A 17,655-nucleotide genomic window follows, 5' to 3' on the forward strand; every position below is an offset into this window, starting at 1 on the left:
GCGCGCAGCCGGGCGCCGGCGGCGGCCACCACGGCCGGGCGGGCGGGCCGCTCGGCGGGGACGGCCAGGCCGTGCCGGTAGGCGACCACCGACTGGACCGCGACGGCACCGGCGGCGGCCCGCGCCAGGGCCTCGCCGACGGCCCGCGGCCAGTCCGCCGCGCCGCCCGGCACCCGCTCGGCCACCGACTCCAGCCGGACCACCTCGCGCACCACCGCCCCGGTGGCCTCGGCGAGTTCGGGCAGCGGCAGCAGCGCGCGGCCCGCGGCGGCGGTCAGCCCGGTGTCCACCAGGCAGGTGTCCAGTCCGGCGGCCGCGAGCAGCCGGCGGGTGGCCTCCGCCGCGCCCAACTCGCGCCGCCGGGCCAGGTAGTCGGCGGCCGGGGCGTGCGCCGGCAGGCCGAGCACGGGCGGGCACCACCGCCGGACGGCGAGGCCGATCGCGCTGTCGAAGGGCGAGCAGCCGGGCGCGGGCGGTCGGTCGGACTCGGTGAGCAGTCCGGCCAGGGCGTCGTCGGCGAGCTCGGCCGCCACCACGCTGTGGCAGTGGTGGTCGACCAGCGCCCCGATCTCCGGGCCCCCGACGTCCAGGGCCCCGACCCCCGGCGCCCCGACCTCCAGGGCCCCGACCTCCAGGGCCCCGAGCCGCCCTTCCGCGGCCCCCGACCGGGCCACCTCAGTACCGCCAGCGCGTCGCCGCGATCAACTCCTCCGCGCCGACGGCCGCGTACTGCTCGGCCTCGGCCCGGCGCACCGCCGCCACCGCCTGGTGCAGCGGCTCGCCGAGCGCCTCGCGCAGCACCGCCGAGCGCTCGTACGCGGCGAGCGCCTCGGCCGGGCCCTGCGGCAGCCGGGGCACCGTGCCCGGCTCGGCGGCGGCCGGATCGCCGGTGAACTCCGGTGGCAGGGCCCGGCGTTCGTCCAGGCCGGCGAGGCCGGCGGCGATCACCGCGCCGACCGCGAGGTACGGGTTGGCGCTCGCGTCGAAGCACTTGACCTCGGCGTTCGCGGCGGCGGCGCGCTCCCCGGTGGAGCCGGTGACCAGGCGCAGCGCGGCCTCCCGGTTCTCCAGGCCCCAGCACTGGTACGCCCCGGCCCAGTGCCGGGGCACCAGCCGCAGGTACCCGGCGGGGCTGGAGCAGCCCAGCACCAGGAGTTCGGGCAGCGCCCGGAGCACCCCGGCGAGGAAGCCCTCGGCCTCGGCCGTCAGCCCGTGCGGGCCGGCGCCGCCGTGCCCGAGGTTGCGGCCGTCCCGCCAGAGGCTGAGGTGGAGGTGGCCGCCGTTGCCGACCCCGTCGGCCTCGACCACGGGGGCGAAGGAGGCCCGCAGGCCGTGCCGGGCGGAGACGGCGCGGACGGTGTGCCGGACCAGGACGGAGGTGTCGGCGGCGCCGACCGGGCCCTCGGGGGCGACCGAGACCTCGAACTGGCCCGGGGAGTACTCGGGGTGGATCTGCAGCACGCCCAGGCCCTGGGCGCGGAGGGCGCGCAGGACGTCCCGCAGGTAGTCGGAGAGGTCGGTGAGCCGGTGCATGCCGTACGCGGGGCCGTGCGTGGGGTACTGCGGCGGCTCCTGCGGGGCCCCCGCCAGGGCGACCACCCACTCGACCTCGATGCCCGCCTTGAGGCTCAACCCGCGGGCGGAGGCCGCGGCCTCCGCCCGGCGGGCGAACAGGCGCTGGCAGCCGGGGTGCGGGGCGCCGGCCTGGGTGTGGCGGTCCGCCGGGGCCCAGGCCCAGCCGGGCTGGGCGGCCAGCGGGACGATCCGGTCGAGGTCGGGGTAGAGCCTCAAGTCCCCGGTGGGGCCGCCGATCAGCGGGCTGGTGGTGATGGTGTCGTCGGCGAGGAACACGTCGAAGCAGGGCGCCGCGCCGACGCCCCACTGGGCCGCGTGCACCAGGCCGTCGAGCGGCACACCCTTGACCCGGGCGATGCCCGCGTTGTCCACCCACGTCACGGCGACCGCCTCGACGGCGGCGGTGCGCAGCCGGTCGACGGCGCGCTCGGCCCGCTCGGCGCGCTCGGCCCGCGGGGGCAGCGCGACGGCGGCCGCGAGGGCGCCGGGGCCGAGCGGCCCGACGGGGTCGGCGGCCTGGGCGGCGGTGACGGTGCTCATGCCGCCATGCTGCCCCGCGGACCGGGGGCCGGTAACTCCCCTATCGGGTGGAACGAACGGACGCCCGTCCGCCTCTTCACCCGTTCGGGAAAGGTCGTTCGGGTCCGATCCGCCGCCGTGCCGGGCCGGAGCCGGACGGTTTTCCGCCGACGCCCTCTTCCTACTCGCGAGTAGCTTCGCTACAGTGGCCGGACGCACCACCGTCGGGCTTCGGGAGCCGCACCGACGGGAGGTCGCGGTCGTCGTGTCTGCGGCGCCCGCGCGGTGCGCCTTCACCGGCCGGTGCCGCGGACCGCGGCGGGCCGGGTCTCTCCTCGTATCAGTGCCGCTTCCTTCACCTTCGAGCGCCTGAGCACCACGGCACACCCCGCAGTTCGGCCGGAGCGGACCGGCCGCTGCCCGGGCCTGCCGGAACCCCGTCATCTCCCCAAGCCCCCGCGCGCGAACCCTCCTCCGGCGCCGGCCGCCCCCGTCCTCGTCGACGGGCGCGGCGGCCCGCCCGCCGGAGCGCGCGCGGGCCCTTCATGACATAGGAGTCAGGACTGATGGAGCGTCCCTTCCCCACCGTGGCCGTCGTCGGCCTCGGCACGATGGGTGCCGGAGTCGCGGTGGCGGTCGCCAGGAGCGGCCGCCGGGTGATCGGCATCGAGGCCTCCGAGGACTCGGCCGCCCGGGCGCTGGCCCGGATCGAGGAGGCGACCGCGCACGCGGTCGACCGGGAGCGGATCACCGCCGGGGAGCGCACCGCGCTGCTGGCCCGGATCTCGGTCGGGCACGCGCTGACCGCCGCCGCGGAGGCGGACCTGGTGATCGAGGAGGTCCCCGAGCAGCTGGAGTTGAAGCGGGAGGTCTTCGCCGAGCTGGACCGGATCTGCCCGGAGGGCACGGTGCTGGCCACCGGCACCACCGCCCTGTCGGTGACCCGGATCGCCGCCGCGACGGCCCGTCCGGAGCGGGTGCTCGGCCTGCACTTCTTCAACCCGGTGCACACCATGAAGCTGGTCGAGGTGGTGCGCACCGTGCTGACCTCCCCGCAGACCGCCGAGGACGCCGCCGCCTTCGCCCGCGACCTGGGCAAGGAGCCGGTGGCGGCGGGCGACCGGGCCGGCTTCGTGGTGAACGGCCTGCTGTTCGCGTACCTGAACCAGGCCGCCTCGATGTACGAGTCCAAGTACGCCTCCCGGGAGGACATCGACGCCGCGATGCGGCTCGGCTGCGGCCTGCCGATGGGCCCGCTGGCGCTACTCGACCTGATCGGCGTGGACACCGCCCGGACGGTGCTGGAGGCGATGTACGAGCAGTCCCGGGACCGGCTGCACGCGCCCGCGCCGATCCTCGGCCAGCTGGTCTCGGCCGGGCTGCTGGGCCGCAAGTCCGGGCGCGGCTTCTACACCTACGAGGCGCCGGGCTCCTCCAGGGCCGTGGACGCGGCCACCGGCCCGGCGCAGCCGAAGGTGGCGGGCCGCGAGGTGCGCACCGTCGGCGTCTGCGGCTCGGGCACGATGGCCACCGGCATCGCCGAGGTGTTCGCCAAGGCCGGGCACCCGGTGCTGCTGGCCGCCCGCAGCCAGGAGAAGGCCGAGCGGGCCAAGGCGCAGCTGGCGAGGTCGCTGGAGCGCTCGGTCGCCAAGGGCCGGCTGAGCGCGGAGCAGCGGGACGCCGCGCTGGCGCTGGTCACCCCGGTCGGCCGGTACGCCGAGCTCGCCGAGGTGGACCTGGTGGTCGAGGCGGTCGCCGAGGACCTGGAGGTCAAGCGGGAGCTGTTCGCGACCCTGGACAAGATCGTCCGTCCGGGCGCGGTGCTCGCCACCACCACCTCCTCGCTGCCGGTGATCAGCTGCGCGACCGCCACCTCGCGGCCGCAGGACGTGATCGGCATGCACTTCTTCAACCCGGCGCCGGCCATGAAGCTGGTCGAGGTGGTCTCCACCGTGCTGACCGCCCCGGACGTCACGGCGACGGTGCTGGAGCTGACCGCGAAGGTGCGCAAGCACCCGGTGGAGTGCGGCGACCGGGCCGGCTTCATCGTCAACGCCCTGCTGTTCCCGTACCTGAACGACGCGGTGCGGATGCTCCAGGAGCACTACGCGACGGTGGACGACATCGACACCGCGATGAAGCTGGGCTGCGGCTACCCGATGGGCCCGTTCGAGCTGCTGGACGTGGTCGGCCTGGACGTCTCGCTGACCATCGAGCAGGTGCTGCACCAGGAGTTCCGCGAGCCCGGCCTGGCCGCGGCGCCGCTGCTGGAGCACCTGGTCGCGGCCGGCTGCCTGGGCCGCAAGACCGGCCGCGGCTTCCGCGACCACGCGCGCCGGTGACCGCGTCACGGGCCGGGGGCGACCGGCTGCCGGACGCGGGAGCGGCGCCGTACGGCCCCGGCGCCCCGCCCCCGGGCAACGGCGCGGCCTACGGCAACGGTGCCGCGCCGCACGGCTCCGGGGCGGCCGGCCACCCCGCCTGGACCCCGGGGGCGGTGTCCGCACGCTGGCCCAGACCGGCCGTGACCGGCCCGGTCACGCCGGTGCGCCGGGGAAGGGCCGCGGCCCCGCCGACCGGGCCGTGTAGCGTTCCGGACATGGATCGGGTTCAGTCAGCCACCCCTCAGCACACCGCCGGACCGCGCGGCACCGAACGGACGGCCGGCCCGTCCGGGGGCACCGGGTCGGAGGCCGGGCCGGGCAGCCGCCGGGCGGCGGCGCAGCGCCAGCAGATGCGCCAGGACCTGGCCGCGGCCGCGATGGAGCTGTTCGCCTCGCAGGGCTACGAGGAGACGACGGTCGACCAGATCGCCGCGGCCGCCGGGGTCGCCCGGCGCACCTTCTTCCGGTACTTCCGGTCGAAGGAGGAGGCGATCTTCCCCGACCACGACGACACCCTGGTGCGGGTGGCCGACCTGCTGGCCAGCGCCGAGCCGGAGGAGCACCCGCTGGACGTGGTGTGCCGCGGCATCAAGGAGGTGCTGCGGATGTACGCCTCCACCCCGGGGGTGTCGGTCGCGCGGTACCAGCTGATCCGTCAGGTCCCGGCGCTGCGCGAGCGCGAGATCGCCGTGGTGGCCCGGTACGAGCGGCTGTTCACCCGCTACCTGCTGGGCCGTTTCGACACCGGGGAGTCCATTCCGTCGGGCTGGCAGCGCGGCGGCGAGGACGACCCGATGCTGGCCGAGGTGTCGGCGGCGGCGGTCGTGGCGGCGCACAACCACGTGCTGCGGCGCTGGCTGCGGGCCGGCGGCCGGGGCGACGTCGAGGCGCAGCTGGACCACTCCTTCGAGGTGATCCGGCGGACCTTCTGGGCGGCCAGTGCCCCGGGCGCCAGACGCCGGGGCTCGTTGGTGGCACCGGGTGCCAGTGGGATGCCAGAGGACGGGGTGGCGGAGAGCGCACTGAGTGCCAGTCCCGGAGGTGAGGTGCTCATCACAGTCGCCCGCACGGACGCTCCGCTGGAGGTCGTGGTGGACAGCATCCGGGCCGCGCTGAGTGGCGCCCGGGGCCACTGAGGCTGGAATAACAGCAGGTCAGAGGCGCAGCGAGGGCCCGTACCGAGGTATCGGTACGGGCCCTCGGCGTACCCGCACTACGCGCGTTCCGCACCCTTCCGGAGTGTCGGAATTCCTGACACCCGGTGTCTTTACGAGTGGCACAGGGTGCCACTACCTTGTTACTCACCAGTCGCGGCGCCGCGGCTCCCCACCTCGGCGCGCCGTCGTCCGGCGTTCCCACACCCCGGGAGCAGAGCCAGACCAGCAGTGCAGACCCGCCCGGACCACCACCGGGCGACCGCCTGACCGCCAACCACCCACCTCAGCGAAGCCGGTGTCCGCTCCCGGCTCCCCCAGACGCCCTGTGACCCTCACACAGGTACGCCTTCGGAGGCAGCCATGCAGGAAATCCTCGACGCGATCCTCAGCTCCGACGCCACGTCGGCCGACTACGCGGCGATCAAGCTCCCCGAGTCCTACCGGGCGGTCACGCTCCACAAGGACGAGGAGCAGATGTTCGCGGGCCTCGACAGCCGCGACAAGGACCCCCGAAAGTCCCTCCACCTCGACGAGGTCGCCCTCCCGGAGCTCGGCCCCGGCGAGGCCCTGGTCGCGGTCATGGCCAGCTCGGTGAACTACAACACCGTGTGGAGCTCGATCTTCGAGCCGGTCTCCACCTTCGGCTTCCTGGAGCGCTACGGCCGGCTGTCGCCGCTCACCAAGCGCCACGACCTGCCGTACCACGTGCTCGGCTCCGACCTCGCGGGCGTGGTGCTGCGCACCGGCGCCGGGGTCAACGCCTGGAAGCCCGGCGACGAGGTCGTCGCCCACTGCCTCTCGGTCGAGCTGGAGTCCCCGGACGGCCACAACGACACGATGATGGACCCGGAGCAGCGCATCTGGGGCTTCGAGACCAACTTCGGCGGCCTGGCCCAGCTCGCCCTGGTGAAGACCAACCAGCTGCTGCCCAAGCCGAAGCACCTCTCCTGGGAGGAGGCCGCCTCCCCCGGCCTGGTCAACTCCACCGCCTACCGCCAGCTGGTGTCGCAGAACGGCGCCGGCATGAAGCAGGGCGACAACGTGCTGATCTGGGGCGCCAGCGGCGGCCTCGGCTCGTACGCCACCCAGTACGCGCTGGCCGGCGGCGCCACCCCGATCTGCGTGGTCTCCAGCGAGTCCAAGGCCGACATCTGCCGCGCCATGGGCGCCGAGGCGATCATCGACCGCTCGGCCGAGGGCTACAAGTTCTGGAAGGACGAGAACAACCAGGACCCGCGCGAGTGGAAGCGCCTGGGCTCCAAGATCCGCGAGTTCACCGGCGGCGAGGACGTCGACATCGTCTTCGAGCACCCGGGCCGGGAGACCTTCGGCGCCTCGGTGTACGTCACCCGCAAGGGCGGCACCATCGTCACCTGCGCCTCCACCTCCGGCTTCATGCACCAGTACGACAACCGCTACCTGTGGATGTCGCTCAAGCGGATCGTCGGCTCGCACTTCGCCAACTACCGCGAGGCCTACGAGGCCAACCGCCTGGTCGCCAAGGGCAAGATCCACCCGACCCTGTCCAAGGTGTACTCGCTGGAGGAGACCGGCCAGGCCGCCCTCGACGTGCACCACAACAAGCACCAGGGCAAGGTCGGCGTGCTCTGCCTGGCCCCCGAGGAGGGCCTGGGCGTGCGCGACGCCGAGCTGCGCGCCACCCACCTCGACGCGATCAACCGCTTCCGGAACATCTGAGGCCGATCCGATGACCGAGCCCCAGAAGCGCGACCGCCCGTGGCTGATGCGCACCTACGCCGGCCACTCCACCGCGAGCGACTCCAACGCGCTCTACCGGCGGAACCTGGCGAAGGGCCAGACCGGCCTGTCCGTCGCCTTCGACCTGCCGACCCAGACCGGCTACGACTCCGACCACATCCTCGCCCGCGGTGAGGTGGGCCGGGTCGGCGTCCCGGTCGGCCACGTCGGCGACATGCGCACCCTGTTCGACGGCATCCCGCTCGAACAGACCAACACCTCCATGACGATCAACGCCACCGCGATGTGGCTGCTGGCGCTCTACCAGGTGGTCGCCGAGGAGCAGGGCGCCGACGTCGCCAAGCTCACCGGCACCACCCAGAACGACATCGTCAAGGAGTACCTGTCGCGCGGGACGCACGTCTTCCCGCCCGGCCCGTCCGTGCGCCTGATCACCGACATGATCGCCTACACGGTCGGCAACATCCCCAAGTGGAACCCGATCAACATCTGCAGCTACCACCTCCAGGAGGCCGGGGCCACGCCCGTCCAGGAGATCGCGTACGCGATGTGCACCGCCATCTCGGTGCTCGACGCCGTCCGCGACTCCGGGCAGGTGCCCGCCGAGCGGATGGGCGACGTGGTCGCCCGGATCTCCTTCTTCGTCAACGCCGGCGTGCGCTTCGTCGAGGAGATGTGCAAGATGCGCGCCTTCGCCCAGCTCTGGGAGAAGGTCACGCTGGAGCGCTACGGGGTCACCGACCCCAAGCAGCGCCGGTTCCGCTACGGCGTCCAGGTCAACTCGCTCGGGCTGACCGAGGCCCAGCCGGAGAACAACGTCCAGCGGATCGTGCTGGAGATGCTGGCCGTCACCCTGTCCAAGGACGCCCGCGCCCGGGCCGTCCAACTCCCGGCCTGGAACGAGGCGTTGGGGCTGCCGCGGCCGTGGGACCAGCAGTGGTCGCTGCGGATCCAGCAGGTGCTGGCCTACGAGTCGGACCTGCTGGAGTACGGGGACCTCTTCAACGGCTCCGAGGTGATCGAGACCAAGACCGCGGCGCTGCTGGCCGGCGCCGAGGCGGAGATCGCCAAGGTGATGGAGATGGGCGGGGTGATTCCGGCCGTCGAGTCCGGCTACCTCAAGTCCAACCTGGTCGCCTCGCACGCCGCCCGCCGGGCCCGGATCGAGTCCGGCGAGGACAAGATCATCGGGGTCAACTGCTTCGACACCACCGAGCCCAGCCCGCTCACCGCCGACCTCGACACCGCGATCATGGTCGTCGACCCGGCCTCCGAGCAGTCCGTGCTCGCCGCCCTGGAGGCCTGGCGCGGCAACCGCGACGAGGCCGCCGCCCAGGAGGCGCTGGCCGGGCTCAAGACCGTCGCCGCCACCGAGGCCAACCTGATGCCGGCCACCCTCGCCTGCGCCCGCGCCGGAGTCACCACCGGCGAGTGGTCCTTCGCCCTGCGCGAGGTGTTCGGCGAGTACCGCGCCCCCACCGGCGTGGGCGGCGCACCCGTCGCGGTCGCCGCCGAGCCGGGCGGGGAGCTGGAGCAGGTCCGCGCCGCCGTCGCCGCCACCGCCGAGGAGCTGGGCGCCGGCAAGCTGCGCCTGCTGGTCGGCAAGCCCGGCCTGGACGGCCACTCCAACGGCGCCGAGCAGATCGCCGTCCGGGCCCGCGACGCCGGGTTCGAGGTGGTCTACCAGGGCATCCGGCTCACCCCGGAGCAGATCGTCTCCGCCGCCGTGGCGGAGGACGTGCACTGCGTGGGCCTGTCCATCCTCTCCGGCGCGCACACCGAGCTGGTGCCCGACGTCCTGAAGCGGCTGCGCCGCGCCGGGGTGGAGGATGTCCCGGTGATCGTGGGTGGCATCATCCCGGCAGCGGACGGCGAGGCCCTCAAGGCCGCCGGCGTCGCCGCCGTGTTCACCCCGAAGGACTTCGGCATCACCACCATCATCGGCCGGATCGTGGACGAGATCCGGCTGGCCAACCGGCTCCAGCCGTGGACGTCCGCACCGACCGCGGCCACGAACTGACCAGCTGACCAGCTGACCACTGGGAAGGAACGAACCACCCTCATGACTGCTTTGAACCGCCTTCGCCCGCGCCGCTCCTGCCTCGCCGTACCGGGCAGCAACCCGCGCTTCCTGGAGAAGGCCCAGGGCCTCCCGGCCGACCAGGTCTTCCTCGACCTGGAGGACGCCTGCGCCCCGCTGGTCAAGGAGAGCGCCCGCCACCACATCGTCGACGCGCTGAACAACGGCGACTGGGGCGGCAAGACCCGCGTCGTCCGCGTCAACGACTGGACCACCCACTGGACCTACCGCGACGTGATCACCGTCGTCGAGGGCGCCGGCCCCAACCTCGACTGCATCATGCTGCCCAAGGTCCAGGACGCCGAGCAGGTCAAGGCGCTCGACCTGCTGCTCACCCAGATCGAGAAGACCATGGGCTTCGAGGTCGGCAGGATCGGCATCGAGGCGCAGATCGAGAACGCCAAGGGCCTGATCAACGTCGACGCCATCGCCGAGGCCTCGCCCCGGCTGGAGACCATCATCTTCGGCCCCGCCGACTTCATGGCCTCCATCAACATGAAGTCCCTGGTGGTCGGCGAGCAGCCGCCCGGCTACAACGCCGACGCCTACCACTACATCCTGATGCGCATCCTGATGGCCGCCCGCGCCAACGACCTCCAGGCGATCGACGGCCCGTACCTCCAGATCCGCAACGCCGACGGCTACCGCGAGGTCGCCGGCCGCTCCGCCGCCCTCGGCTTCGACGGCAAGTGGGTGCTGCACCCGGACCAGGTCGCCATCGCCAACGAGGTCTACTCCCCCTCCCAGGAGGACTACGACCACGCCGAGCTGATCCTCGACGCGTACGACTACTGCACCTCCGAGGCCGGCGGCGCCAAGGGCTCCGCGATGCTCGGCGACGAGATGATCGACGAGGCCAGCCGCAAGATGGCCCTGGTCGTCTCCGGCAAGGGCCGGGCCGCCGGCATGCAGCGCACCAGCAAGTTCGAACAGCCCGGATCTGACAAGAAGGCGGAGGCCTGAGGCCATGCAGTTCGGACGCACCTACGAGGAGTTCGAGGTCGGCGCGGTCTACAAGCACTGGCCCGGCAAGACGGTCACCGAGTACGACGACCACCTGTTCTGCCTGCTCACCATGAACCACCACCCGCTCCACATGGACACCAACTACGCCGAGAAGACGACCGACTTCGGCAAGAACGTCGTGGTGGGCAACTACATCTACTCGCTGCTGCTCGGCATGTCCGTCCCGGACGTCTCCGGCAAGGCGATCGCCAACCTGGAGATCGAGTCGCTGCGCCACATCGCGCCGACCTTCCACGGCGACACCCTCTACGGCGAGACGACCGTCCTGGACAAGTGGCCGTCCAAGTCCAAGAACGACCGCGGCATCGTCCGCGTCGAGACCAAGGGCTACAAGCAGGACGGCACCGTCGTCTGCGTCTTCCGCCGCAAGGTGATGGTGCCGACCGAGACGTACATCAAGGAGCGCGGCGGCGAGCAGCCGGGGCGCCCCGAGCCGCTCTCCTGAACCACCCCCCTCCCAGAGACCCCGGACGGGTAGGCCGCCGTCATCGGCCGACCCCCACCCGGTCGGGGGCCCTGCTGCCGCAGCCACGCCGGCAGGGCCCCCGGAAATCCCCCCCCCGCCCGTTTTCAGACATTCCGGAGCCGCACGATGGGACGCCTCGCACAGACCGACGGCCTCACCGAGATCCAGCGGGACATCCTCGCCACCGTGCGGGATTTCGTCGACAAGGAGATCATTCCGGTCGCGACCGAGCTGGAGCACAAGGACGAGTACCCGACCGCGATCGTCGAGGGCATGAAGCAGCTCGGGCTGTTCGGCCTCACGATCCCCGAGGAGTACGGCGGCCTCGGCGAGTCCCTGCTCACCTACGCCCTGGTGGTCGAGGAGATCGCCCGCGGCTGGATGTCGGTCTCCGGCATCGTCAACACCCACTTCATCGTGGCGCACATGATCAACGCCCACGGCACCCAGGAGCAGAAGGACCACTTCCTGCCGAAGATGGCGGCCGGCGAAATCCGCGGCGCCTTCTCGATGTCCGAGCCCGGACTCGGCTCCGACGTTTCCGCCATCTCCACCAAGGGCGTCAAGGACGGCGAGTTCTACGTCCTCAACGGCCAGAAGATGTGGCTCACCAACGGCGGCACCTCCACCCTGGTCGCGGTCCTGTGCAAGACCGACGAGGGCGGCAGCTCCCCGTACAAGAACATGACCACCTTCCTGATCGAGAAGACGGCCGGTTTCGGCCCGAACCCGACCGTCCCCGGCCTCACCGTGCCCGGGAAGATCGAGAAGATGGGCTACAAGGGCGTCGACACCACCGAGCTGGTGCTCCAGGACGTGCGGATTCCGGCCAACCGCATCCTCGGCGGCGTCCCGGGCCGCGGCTTCTACCAGATGATGGACGGCGTCGAGGTCGGCCGGGTCAACGTCGCCGCCCGCGGCTGCGGCGTCGCCCGCCGCGCCTTCGAGCTCGGCATCTCCTACGCCCAGCAGCGCTCCACCTTCGGCAAGAAGATCGCCGAGCACCAGGCGATCCAGTTCAAGCTCGCCGAGATGGCCACCAAGGTCGAGGCCGCCCACCAGATGATGGTCATGGCCGCCCGCAAGAAGGACAGCGGCGAGCGCAACGACCTGGAGGCGGGCATGGCCAAGTACCTGGCCTCCGAGTACTGCAAGGAGGTCGTCGAGGACGCCTTCCGGATCCACGGCGGCTACGGCTTCTCGAAGGAGTACGAGATCGAGCGCCTCTACCGCGAGGCCCCGATGCTGCTCATCGGTGAAGGAACTGCGGAGATCCAGAAGATGATCGTCGGGCGCCGGCTCCTGGAGGAGTACAAGATCGCCGAGTGACGGCCCGGCCCCCGCCCGAACGCGGGGACCGCCGAGTGATTGCGAGGCCGCCCGCATTGACGGGCGGCCCGCTCCGAAACCGCCGGTCGACGGGCGTGCGGGCCCGTCCCGGCAGAGTGCCGTGCCCGTCACGGCCCGGCCTGGTCCGCCTGGGTCCGGCACGGCCTCCGGAAAGCGGCCGCAGGGCGTACAGCTGCAGCGACGCGCCCTGCGGCCGCTTCCGTACACCTTCTTCCACCCGGTACGGCCCGTGTCCCCCACCGGGTTCCGCCCGCACCCCTGCTGAGACAAGAGTCACCAGCCCTGTCCGGTCCCTTGGGAACCGGACCGGGGCGAGCTACGGTCGTAGAGGCAGGACGCGCGCACGCGCTCCCACCGGACACATGAACGAGCAGGCGGGTTGCCCACCCACCGTGTGCTCCCGATAGCATCCACCGGGACAGCAAGCCGTCCCTTCTATTACCGATCCCGCGGTGGCCCCCGTCCAGCGGCCATGATCCCCCGCGACAAAGGTTTTCGATGCCCATCAGCCCGTCCCCTCACACCTCCGTCACGGACCGCGATGCCCTCGCAGCCCCGGCGGCCGGTCGGCGACCCCGCGTGACCATCGCGCGCGGAGCCACCCCCTGGTTCGTCCCCACCCTCGCCACGGCCGCCGTGACCACCGCCCTCACCCGGCGCAACGGCAAGTGGGCCCTGGCGGCGGTACCGGCCTGTGCGCTCGGCGCGGGCATGCTGTGGTTCTTCCGCGACCCCGAGCGTGAGATCGGCACCGGCAGAGTCATCTCCCCCGCCGACGGCGTGGTCCAGAGCATCGACGCCTGGCCGGACGGCCGCACCCGGGTCGCGATCTTCATGAGCCCGCTCAACGTCCACGTCAACCGCGCGCCCCTGCCGGGCACGGTGACGTCGGTCGAGCACGTCGCGGGCGGCTTCGTGCCGGCCTTCAACAAGGACAGCGACCAGAACGAGCGGGTCGTCTGGCACTTCGACACCGAGCTCGGCGACATCGAGATGGTGCAGATCGCGGGGGCCGTGGCCCGCCGGATCGTGCCGTACGTGGCCGCCGGAACCAAGGTCGAGCAGGGCGACCGGATCGGCCTGATCCGGTTCGGCTCCCGGGTCGACACCTACCTGCCGGCCGGCGTCGAGGTCGGCGTCGAGGTCGGCCAGAAGACCACAGCCGGGGTGACGCGCCTTGACCGTGACTGATCCTGAAACAATCGTCGGCCTGGACGACGAGGAGACGGCCCTGCGCCGTCGCCGCTGGGCGCGCGACCGTGAGCTGCGCGCCCCGCGCTCCCCGCAGCACCTGTCCACCGCCGACTTCCTGACCCTGGGGAACGCCGTCTGCGGCTTCCTGGCGATCTACTCGATCACCACCGGGGTCCTGGTCCCGCACATCACCAACCCGGACGCCGCTCCGGACCGGCACAGCGCCGCCACCGCGGTGACGCTGCTGCTGATCGGCTCGATGTGCGACCTCTTCGACGGCCTGGTGGCGCGGAAGCTCCGCTCCTCCGCCCTCGGAGCGGAACTCGACAACCTGGCCGACCTGATCAGCTTCGGCATCGCGCCGGCCTACTTCGTCGCGGTCTGGGGCATGGTCTCCCAGGGCTCCAACACCAAGCTCTCGGCGCTGATCGCGCTGACCGTGCTGCTCGCGGTGGTCCTGCGGCTGGCCCGCTTCTCGACCGTCAAGATGCGGCCCGGGGTGTTCCAGGGCATGCCCTGCCCGATGGGCGCGATGACGGTCATCGCCATCGTGCTGCTCGACCCGCCGTTCCTGCCCGGTCTGCTCGCCATCTTCGGCGCCGCGTACCTCATGGTCAGCCGGATCGAGTACCCGAAGCCCCAGGGGCTGCTGGCCACCGCCACGCTCTGCTGGGTCGTCGTGGCGATCGGCTGCCTGGCCGCCTGGGCGACCGGGCTGCCCGGCGGCGACACCCTGATGCACGTCGGGGCCTTCGCCCAGATCACGCTCGCCGCGATGGCGCCGCTGCTGGTCATCCGGCGCAAGGTCGGGCAGAAGGTCGGCGACGTCCGCGCCCGGCGGGCGGAGTCGCGGCTCGGCTGAGCCACCGCACGACGTACGGAGAAGGGCCCGGAACCTGATGGTTCCGGGCCCTTCCGTCGTGCTCGTGCCGGGTGTGCCGGCCAGGCGCCCGCCGGTGTGGGCCTAGGCCCCGCCGGTGTGGACGCTGAACGCCGAGCGGCGGGCCGCCCGGGCCACGCCCGGGTCCGGGTGGACGCCGGAGACCGCCGTCAGCACCGAGGCCGCCCGCGGGTGCCCGGACTGCCGGGCCCGGGCGAACAGCCGCACCGGGTCACCCGCCGAGGCGCCCTCGACGTGCCCCACCAGCAGCTCCGTCTCGCCGTGGTCCAGCACCGCCGCCGCCGTGTCCACCCACAGCCAGGCCGCGTCCTCGGCGCCCAGCACGTCCGCCGGGGCGACCCCCTCGTCCGAACGCTCGGCCAGCCAGAGCAGCGCGTACGGGCGCAGCACCGGCTCGTCCACCGCCGCCCGCACCGCCTGCTCGGCCGGACCGCCCGCCACCCGCAGCGCCTCGAAGGCCAGACCGCGCACCAGCGCGTCGTCACCCTGGGCCGCGTCCAGCAGCTCGGCCACCGCGCGGTCCGCCGGGCGGGCCGCCACCCAGGCGCGGAACTCCGCCCGGGCCGGGCCCGGCGAGTAGTCCGCGCAGGCGTTCAGCAGCTCGAAGGCGCTCTGCTCGATGTGCCCGGCCGCGGTCTGGGCGACGGTGCAGATCTCCTCCAGCTTCGCCCGCACCGCCCAGTGGCCCAGCGGGGACAGCTCGGCGGCGTCGTCGCGGCGCACCACGGCGCCGACCGCCGTCAGGCCGTCCAGCATCCAGTCCAGGACCGCGGCCACGTCGGAGACGGCGGCCGGGGTGTCGATCTGCGGCGCCCGGCAGGTGCCGCGGACGGCGGACACCGCCGAGGCGGCGTGCGGCACCGGCGACAGGCCCGGGTTGCCCAGCCCGGCGCCGACCCGGCGCTCGTCCAGGCCGCGGCGCAGCAGCTCCAGCAGCTCGCTCTCGGCCACCGGGCCGTCCACCAGGTGCAGGAAGGACAGCAACTGCGGGGCCTGGTCCACGGCCTGGCCGGCCAGGACCGCGAACACCCCGCGCAGCGCGGCGGGCGGCACCGGGGCGAGCAGCGTCCAGGCGTCGAACAGCCCGGACCAGCCGCGCACCACGGCCTCGTCGTCGTGCTCCCAGGCGTGCAGGCGCCAACCGGGGCCCGCTCCGCCGTCCCGGGCCTCCACCAGGCCCACCAGCAGGGCCTGGCCCCAGGCCTTGACCGCCGCGCCGACCGTCATGGCCAGCGCCCGGCCGGCGTCGCGGGCGTCGTCCGGGAGCAGCTCGCCGCGCTTGTCGACCTCCGCCAGCTCCCCGGCCCAGCGGGCGATCCGGACGGCGTCCACCAGCATCCGACGGGCCAGCGGCGCCAGCTCGGCCGGCGCGGGGAAGCCCTCCGGCACCGGAACCCGGCCCCGGCCGGGGGCCGGCGCGGGCCCACGGCGCCGGGGTACGGCGGCCCCGCCCGGCCTGCCGCCGGAAGGCCGTTGGGCCGTACCTGGGAGACGGGTCACCGTCGCACCGGTACCGATCGTCGGCGGGAGCGGGGCATCACGGTCGCGCGGGTTCCGAGACGTCACGTCGAGCAGTCTTCCCCTTGTACCGGCCTTCTGTCACATCCGGTTGCCCGTACGACCGCTCGACCGGGGGCGGCACCTCCGCAAGATCGGGCAACAGAGGCAAACCGCCTGGCCGGAAACGTGTGGCGGGGTCATGCCAGGGGGCGGCGGGGCGTCACGCTGCGTGTGGGGACGGGGCCTGTGGGTGGTTTCACGGGGGCGGGAGGGGTGGGGCGCGGTGCAAGTGGAGGGCTGCGATCCGGCCAGGTGGCATGTGCCTGCGGGGGGGGACGCGGCGGCACCGGAAGTCGGCGGGGTCGACTTCCGGTGCAGGGGGTGAGGAGGGGAAGGGAGCTGCTGACGGGCTTGGGGTGGGTTTTCGGGAGCAAGGTTTGCCCCTGAGGGCGGGTCAGGGGGGTGGGGCCGGAGGGGAGGGGCGGGGAGGGGCGGGGAGGGGCGGGGAGGGGGAAGGGGAGGGCCGGAGGGGGTGGGTCAGAGGAGCGGGGTCAGCCAGCGGCGGAGGAGTTCGGTGTAGTGGTCCGGCGCCGAGTTCCAGAGGGCCGCGTGCTCGGCACCCGGGAAGCGCTGGAGGTTCACCACGTCGTGGCGGGCCGCGGCCAGGTGCTCCACCGTGCCGATCGGCGCGAGCGTGTCGTCCGGACTGTGCAGCACCAGGGTCGGGACCCGCAGGTCCGCGCCCTCCGCCAAGCGGGAGGAGTCCGCCAGGTCGACGCCCGTACGGCCCTCCGCCGCCAGCGCGCCGAGCTCGGCGGAGACCCCGGTGAAACCCGCCCGGGCCGCGTCCCGACGGGCGGCCGTGGGCAGGTCCAGGACCGGCGAGTCCAGCACGATCCCCCTGATCGCGTGCGCCCAGGCCGAACGCGCCGCCGTCTGCAGCACCGTCGTCGCACCCACCGACCAGCCGTACAGGATCACCCGGCCCGCGCCGTGGTCCAGGGCCAGCCGCATCGCCGACTCGACGTCCCGCCACTCCGTCTCGCCGAAGTGGCTGTAGCCGTCCGGGGACGCCGGGGCGCCCTCGTCGCCGCGGTAGGTGACCACCAGCGCCGGCAGACCCAGGCGGTGCAGGGCCGGCAGCACCGGAAGCACCTGCTGGCGGTCCGCCTCCGGGCCGTGGACCAGGATCACCCAGGTACCGCGCTTGCCGCCGAGCAGCCAGACCGGCAGCGGGCCGAGCTCGCCGTCGGCCACCGTGTCGGTGAAGGCCAGGCCGAGCGCCGAGGTCGGATCGCCCAGGTGCACGCGCGGAGTGAAGCGGACCTCGGTGCCGGGCGTCAGGGTGCCCCGGTCCGCCCGGACCAGCCGGCGGGTGACGCCCTGCGCGTCACTGTGCAGGACCTCCTCCACCACCGCGTGCCCGCCGTCCGCCCACTCCACCGCCCAGCGACCGGGGCGCAGGCTCTCCGGACGCCGACTGAACGTCACCCGCCCCGCCGCGAGGCTCTGCACCAGCACCGGCCCCGAATCCGGGCCGTCGGCGGCCGGGCCCGCGCCCGGACGGACCAACCGCTCGGAGGCCCGACGGCCGACGACCAGGACGGCGGCCCCGGCGGCGGCGGCCGCCACGACGGCTGCGGTTCCCCAACGCATATCGATCCCCGCTCTGTTCACTGACCCGGACGGTGTTCGAGGACCAGTCCACAAGGAGGGTGGCGGGGCGGCCACTGGGCGGGGCCGTCTGGGGGGCCGCTGCGCGGGGCTGTGGTGGGGGGGTGGGC

The 17,655-nt window shown here is 73.4% G+C and carries 12 protein-coding genes and 1 pseudogene; 9 read left to right on the forward strand and 4 right to left on the reverse strand.

Going from position 1 to position 17,655, the window contains the following annotated elements; all coding sequences use genetic code 11:
- A pseudogene (locus ACFXPX_RS40010) lies at window positions 1-674 on the reverse strand (hypothetical protein); the annotation flags it as partial.
- Between the two features lies 1 nt (window position 675).
- Window positions 676-2,115 (reverse strand): glutamine synthetase, encoded by a 1,440-nt coding sequence (locus ACFXPX_RS40015; RefSeq protein ID WP_375893987.1) that lies wholly within the window; start codon window positions 2,113-2,115, stop codon window positions 676-678.
- A 545-nt stretch (window positions 2,116-2,660) separates the two neighbouring features.
- Here ACFXPX_RS40015 and ACFXPX_RS40020 point away from each other — a divergent pair.
- The 9 genes from ACFXPX_RS40020 (at window position 2,661) to ACFXPX_RS40060 (ending at window position 14,332) form a co-directional block, all read left to right on the forward strand.
- Window positions 2,661-4,436 carry a 3-hydroxyacyl-CoA dehydrogenase family protein gene (locus ACFXPX_RS40020; RefSeq protein WP_380527980.1) on the forward strand — a complete coding sequence of 592 codons (1,776 nt, stop codon included), beginning with the start codon at window positions 2,661-2,663 and terminating at the stop codon, window positions 4,434-4,436.
- A 257-nt stretch (window positions 4,437-4,693) separates the two neighbouring features.
- The gene (locus ACFXPX_RS40025) at window positions 4,694-5,614 is read left to right on the forward strand and encodes a TetR family transcriptional regulator (RefSeq protein WP_380644810.1); all 921 of its coding nucleotides are present in this window, start codon (window positions 4,694-4,696) and stop codon (window positions 5,612-5,614) included.
- Between the two features lie 381 nt (window positions 5,615-5,995).
- Window positions 5,996-7,333, forward strand: a complete 1,338-nt coding sequence (gene ccrA / locus ACFXPX_RS40030; protein ID WP_375893996.1) for a crotonyl-CoA carboxylase/reductase — start codon at window positions 5,996-5,998, stop codon at window positions 7,331-7,333.
- Between the two features lie 10 nt (window positions 7,334-7,343).
- Window positions 7,344-9,374: a protein meaA gene (locus tag ACFXPX_RS40035; protein ID WP_380591777.1), complete on the forward strand. Its 2,031-nt coding sequence runs from the start codon at window positions 7,344-7,346 to the stop codon at window positions 9,372-9,374.
- Window positions 9,375-9,416: 42 nt separating this feature from the next.
- Window positions 9,417-10,397, forward strand: coding sequence for an HpcH/HpaI aldolase/citrate lyase family protein (locus ACFXPX_RS40040; protein ID WP_375894001.1), 981 nt, complete (start codon window positions 9,417-9,419; stop codon window positions 10,395-10,397).
- Between the two features lie 4 nt (window positions 10,398-10,401).
- Complete coding sequence (locus ACFXPX_RS40045) at window positions 10,402-10,905, forward strand: MaoC family dehydratase (RefSeq protein WP_380644811.1); 504 nt, start codon at window positions 10,402-10,404, stop codon at window positions 10,903-10,905.
- 147 nt (window positions 10,906-11,052) lie between these two features.
- Window positions 11,053-12,255, forward strand: a complete 1,203-nt coding sequence (locus ACFXPX_RS40050; RefSeq protein ID WP_380396274.1) for an acyl-CoA dehydrogenase family protein — start codon at window positions 11,053-11,055, stop codon at window positions 12,253-12,255.
- A 519-nt stretch (window positions 12,256-12,774) separates the two neighbouring features.
- A complete protein-coding gene (locus ACFXPX_RS40055; RefSeq protein ID WP_375894008.1) occupies window positions 12,775-13,467 on the forward strand; it encodes a phosphatidylserine decarboxylase in 693 nt (230 codons plus the stop codon).
- On the forward strand, window positions 13,454-14,332 hold the full coding sequence (locus ACFXPX_RS40060; protein ID WP_375894011.1) for a CDP-alcohol phosphatidyltransferase family protein: 879 nt from the start codon (window positions 13,454-13,456) through the stop codon (window positions 14,330-14,332). The genes ACFXPX_RS40055 and ACFXPX_RS40060 overlap by 14 nt, the downstream gene beginning before the upstream one ends.
- Before the next feature lie 102 nt (window positions 14,333-14,434).
- Here the strand turns inward: ACFXPX_RS40060 and ACFXPX_RS40065 are convergent, their stop codons facing one another.
- Both ACFXPX_RS40065 and ACFXPX_RS40070 read right to left on the reverse strand, forming a co-directional pair.
- Window positions 14,435-15,760 carry a hypothetical protein gene (locus ACFXPX_RS40065; protein ID WP_375897403.1) on the reverse strand — a complete coding sequence of 442 codons (1,326 nt, stop codon included), beginning with the start codon at window positions 15,758-15,760 and terminating at the stop codon, window positions 14,435-14,437.
- 648 nt (window positions 15,761-16,408) lie between these two features.
- A complete protein-coding gene (locus ACFXPX_RS40070) occupies window positions 16,409-17,527 on the reverse strand; it encodes an alpha/beta hydrolase family protein (RefSeq protein WP_380533009.1) in 1,119 nt (372 codons plus the stop codon).
- Between the last annotated feature and the right edge of the window lie 128 nt (window positions 17,528-17,655).

It is taken from the genome of Kitasatospora sp. NPDC059146 (genome assembly GCF_042786665.1).
Taxonomy (GTDB): domain Bacteria; phylum Actinomycetota; class Actinomycetes; order Streptomycetales; family Streptomycetaceae; genus Kitasatospora.